Raw genomic sequence first — 4,760 nt, 5'->3', positions numbered from 1 at the left:
CGCTGCACCTGCACGAGCTGACGGCCGGACTCGACCTCTCCGCGTTCGTGCTGTTCTCGTCCGTCGCCGGTGTGTTCGGAGCTGCGGGACGGGCGAGTTACAGCGCGGCCAACGCCTTCCTCGACTCCCTCGCCCAGCAGCGGCGGGCCCTCGGCCTGCCCGCGGTCTCCGCCGCCTGGGGCCTGTGGGAGGAGGACCGGGGCATGGCCGGCCACGTGACCGGGGCCGACCTGGCCCGGCTGCGGCGCGAGGGCGCGGTCCCGATGCCCGCCGAGGAGGCTCTCGCCCTGTTCGACGTGGTCCTGGTCCGCGACCGGGCCCTGTGCGTGCCGGCCCGCCTGGACCTCGCGGAGCTGGGCGGCTCGGACGCACCGCCGCTGTCCGTGCTGCGCCGGCTCGTCCGGCCCGCGCGCAAGCGCCTGGACGCGGTCGCCCGGCAGGAGGACGCCCCGGCGAACGCGGCCGACGACCTCGCCCGGCGCCTGTCCGGACTGCCGGACGCCGAGCAGATCCGTACCCTCGTCGGTCTCGTACGGGGCCACGCGGCCACCGTCCTGGGCCATGCCGACCCGGCGGCCGTCTCGCCGGACCGCGGCTTCCTGGAGTCGGGGTTCAGTTCGGTCGCGGTGGTCGAGCTGCGCAACCGCCTCAGCCGGGCGACCGGCCTGCGGTTCTCCGCGGCGACCCTGTTCGACCACCCGACCCCGCGGGCCGTGGCCCGGCACATCCGGACCGCGCTCGCCGAGGCGACCGGTGCCGCGGGCGGCCTCGCCCCCGGGGCCGGCGCCGACGACGCACCGGGCATCGCCGACGCGGAGTTCCGCGCCGCCCTCTCCGCGCTGCCGCTCTCCCGCCTCAAGGAGGTCGGCGTCCTGGACGCCCTGCTGCGGCTCACCGGGTTCGACGCCGTACCCGGTGCCCCGGCACCGGCCGCGGGGACCGGCGGACCGCAGGACCCGCAGGGGGCCGCCGACGACGCCGAAGCGGCGGCCGTGACACCAGAGTCCATCGACGCCATGGATCTGGAGAGTCTCGTTCACATGGCTATCAACACCGACGCCTGACTACCTCCCGGAGTTTGCTGATGGACACCACCGACGCACGCGTCGTCGAAGCCCTGCGCGCCTCGCTGAAGGAGACCGAACGGCTGAAGCAGCAGCACCAGCAGCTCGTGGACTCGCTGCACGAGCCGATCGCCGTCATCGGGATGGCCTGCCGTTTCCCCGGAGGGATCGCCTCCCCGGAGGACCTGTGGCGGTTCGTGGCCGAGGACGGCGACGCGATCGGCCCCTTCCCCGACGACCGGGGCTGGGACACCGACGCGCTGTACGACCCCGAGCACACCCGCAAGGGCACCCTGTACGTCCGGGAGGGCGGCTTCGTCGACGGGGCCGCCGACTTCGACGCCGCGTTCTTCGGCGTCAGCCCGCGGGAAGCCGTGGCCATGGACCCCCAGCAGCGGCTGCTGCTGGAGACCGCCTGGGAGTCCTTCGAGCGGGCCGGCATCGCCCCGACCTCCCTGCGGGGCAAGGACGTCGGTGTCTTCTCCGGTACCAACATCCAGGACTACTCCTCACTGCTCCTGCGCTCTCCCGGTGCCTTCGAAGGCCATGTGGGCACGGGCAACGCGGCCGCGGTGCTCTCCGGCCGCCTCGCCTACACCTTCGGCTTCGAGGGCCCCGCGGTGACCGTCGACACCGCGTGCTCGGCCTCGCTCGTCGCCCTGCACCTGGCCAGCCAGTCGCTGCGGCAGGCGGAGTGCTCGCTGGCACTCGCGGGTGGTGTGACGGTGATGTCCACGCCGATGGGCTTCGTCGAGTACAGCAACCAGCGGGTGCTGGCCAAGGACGGGCGCTGCAAGGCGTTCTCCGGCGCGGCGGACGGGACCGGCTTCTCGGAGGGCGTCGGGGTCCTGCTGCTGGAGCGGTTGTCCGACGCCCGGCGCCTCGGGCACCCCGTCCACGCCCTCATCCGCGGCAGCGCGGTCAACCAGGACGGTGCCAGCAGCAGTCTGACCGCGCCCAACGGCGGCGCCCAGCAGCGGGTGATCCGACAGGCGCTGGCGAACGCCCGCATCCCCTCGGACCAGGTCGACGTGGTGGAGGCGCACGGCACCGGCACCGAACTCGGCGACCCGATCGAGGCGGAGGCGCTGCTCGCCACCTATGGGAAGGACCGTACGCCGGACCGGCCGCTGTGGCTCGGGTCGGTGAAGTCCAACATCGGGCACACCCAGGCGGCGGCCGGCCTGGCCGGAGTGATCAAGATGGTCATGGCGATGCGGCACGGCGTCGTGCCCAGGACGCTGCACGCGCAGGAACCCACCCCGCACGTCGACTGGAGCACGGGCACCGTGCGGCTGGCCAACGAGCCCGTGGCCTGGCCGGAGAACGGGCGGCCGCGCCGCGCGGGCGTCTCCTCCTTCGGCATCAGCGGCACCAACGCGCACGTCATCGTCGAGCAGGCCCCGGCCACCGCGCCGGCGGAGGACGCCCCGGCGGCTGTCCCCGCGCCGGCCGACGACGCCCCGGCGCCGGCGTCCGCTCAGGCGCCCGCGCCGACGTCCGCGCAGGCGACCGCGCAAAGCCCGGCGGCCCCGGACGCCACCTTCCTGTGGACCGTCTCCGGGCGCAGCGAACAGGCGCTGCGCGCCCAGGCGGAGCGCCTGTCGGACCACCTGCGCGCCCGTCCCGACGTGCCGTGCACCGATCTCGCCGCCTCCCTCGCGGCCCGCACGGCGTTCGAGCACCGTGCCGTCCTGGTGGGCACGGACCGGGCCGCCCTCGAGGCGGGGCTCGACGCGCTGATGGCCGGCCGTGAGGACGCCCGCCTGGTCAAGGGGACGGGCACCACGTCCGGCAAGACCGTGTTCGTCTTCCCCGGCCAGGGCTCGCACTGGCCGGAGATGGCCGCGAGCCTGCTGGAGTCGTCGGCGGTGTTCCGCGAGCGGATCGACGCGTGCGGCGAGGCGCTCGCCCCGTACGTCGACTGGTCGCTCACGGACGTCCTGCGGTGCCGGCCGGGCGCGCCGTCCCTGGACCGCCTCGACGTGGTGCAGCCCGTGCTGTTCTCCGTGATGGTGGCCCTCGCCGAGCTGTGGCGGGCGCACGGCGTCGAGCCGGACGCCGTCGTGGGCCACTCGCAGGGGGAGATCGCCGCCGCGTACGTCGCGGGCGCCCTGTCGCTGAAGGACGCGGCCCGGATCGTGACCCTGCGCAGCGTCCTGCTGAACCGGCTGACGGGCAAGGGCGCCATGGCTTCGCTGCTGCTGTCGGCCGAGGAGGCCGGGCGGCGCATCGCACCGTACGGCGACCGGCTGGCGATCGCGGCGGTCAACGGCCCCACGTCGGTCGTGGTGTGCGGCGAGCCGGAGGCCGTCGACGCCCTGGTGGCCACGTGCATCGCGGAGCGCGTACGGGCCCGCAAGGTGCCCGGCGCCACGGCGGCGGGCCACTCCCCGCAGGTCGAGGCCCTCCGCGAGGAGTTCGTCGCCAACGTCACGTCGCTCGCCCCGCGCCGCGGACGCGTGCCGTTCTACTCGACGGTCGTCGGCGAGGTGGTCGACACGGCGGCGCTGGACGCCGGCTACTGGTACCGGAACCTGCGCGAACCGGTGCTCCTGGAGGGCACCGTACGCCGGCTGCTGGAGGACGAGCACGGCTTCTTCCTCGAGATCAGCCCGCACCCCGTCCTGACCGTGGGGCTCCAGGAGACCTTCGAGCGGGCGGGCGCGCCGGCCGTCGTCGTCGGCACCCTGCGTCGTGACGAAGGAGGGGAGGACCGATTCCTCACCTCGGTGGCCGAGGCGTACGTACGAGGGCTCCCGGTGGACCTCGCCCGACTGCCGCACCTGTCCGGCGCGCGCCGCACGGACCTGCCGACGTATACCTTCCAGCGCAGGCGGTTCTGGCCCGACGACGCGACGGCCCCGGTCCCGGTGGGGCCCCGCCCGGACGGCGCCGTGGGCGACCCGGACACGGCGAACGCCGCGAGCGCAGCGAGCGACGCAGGCGCCGGGCCGTCCGGTGACGGCACGGCGTCCGGCGACGGCACGGCGGAGAGCACCACGGGACACGTCCTGCGGCACCTGGCCGAACTGCCCGCGGAGGAACGCCCGGACGCCCTGGTGGACCTGGTCCGCGAGCAGGCAGCCGCGGTGCTCGGCCACGGCTCGGACGACGAGATGGAGCTGTCGCGGCCGTTCCAGGACCTGGGCTTCGACTCGCTGACGGCCGTGGAGCTGCGCAACCGGCTGGGTTCGGCACTCGGTCTCACGCTCCCGGTGAGCCTGGTCTTCGACCACCCCACGCCCCGGGACCTCGCCCACCACCTGGCGGGCGCCGTCGCGGAGGCCCTGCCCGACCCGGCGGCCGCCACCCGTTCCGAGGCGCTGAACCACCTCGACAAGTTCGAAGCCGCGCTGGCCGAGCTGACCGCGGACCCGGACGCGAACGAGGTGATCGGCCGGCGCCTGGAGCGTCTCCTCAGCGACTGGACCGAGGCCCGGGCCGCCGGCACCGGGAGCCGGGAGGGCGGCGCGTTCCAGGCGGCGTCGGACGAGGAGATGTTCGACATCATCGGCAAGAAGTTCGGCATCTCGTGAGCCGGCCACCGCGTCCGAGTCCGACGAACCAGGCGTGAAGGGGGCCGACATGGCTGACGAAGAGAAGCTCCGGTACTACTTGAAGCGGGTCTCCGCCGAACTGGAGGCCACGCAGGAACGACTGCGCGAGGTCGAGGCCCGGCACAACGACCCGATC

3 protein-coding genes are annotated in these 4,760 nt (G+C 74.4%); all 3 read left to right on the top strand.

The features are described 5' to 3' along the window. The coding region (locus tag IH00_RS0136065) for a beta-ketoacyl reductase (RefSeq protein WP_031080709.1) at positions 1-1,064 on the top strand (1,064 nt) is incomplete at its 5' end. A 20-nt stretch (positions 1,065-1,084) separates the two neighbouring features. After that, positions 1,085-4,603, top strand: a complete 3,519-nt coding sequence (locus IH00_RS0136060; protein ID WP_063835484.1) for a type I polyketide synthase — start codon at positions 1,085-1,087, stop codon at positions 4,601-4,603. 49 nt (positions 4,604-4,652) lie between these two features. Beyond that, the coding region (locus IH00_RS45670; protein ID WP_158828182.1) for a polyketide synthase docking domain-containing protein at positions 4,653-4,760 on the top strand (108 nt) is incomplete at its 3' end.

Origin of the sequence: Streptomyces sp. NRRL S-118 (assembly GCF_000716335.1) — a bacterium.
Lineage (GTDB): Bacteria > Actinomycetota > Actinomycetes > Streptomycetales > Streptomycetaceae > Streptomyces.
This window is presented reverse-complemented; position numbering and strand designations above follow the sequence as displayed.

What these genes read in the sequence shown, in the direction of transcription:
- IH00_RS0136060 (WP_063835484.1), top strand. Translation starts at nt 1,085, where the DNA reads ATGGACACCACCGACGCACGCGTCGTCGAAGCCCTGCGCGCCTCGCTG.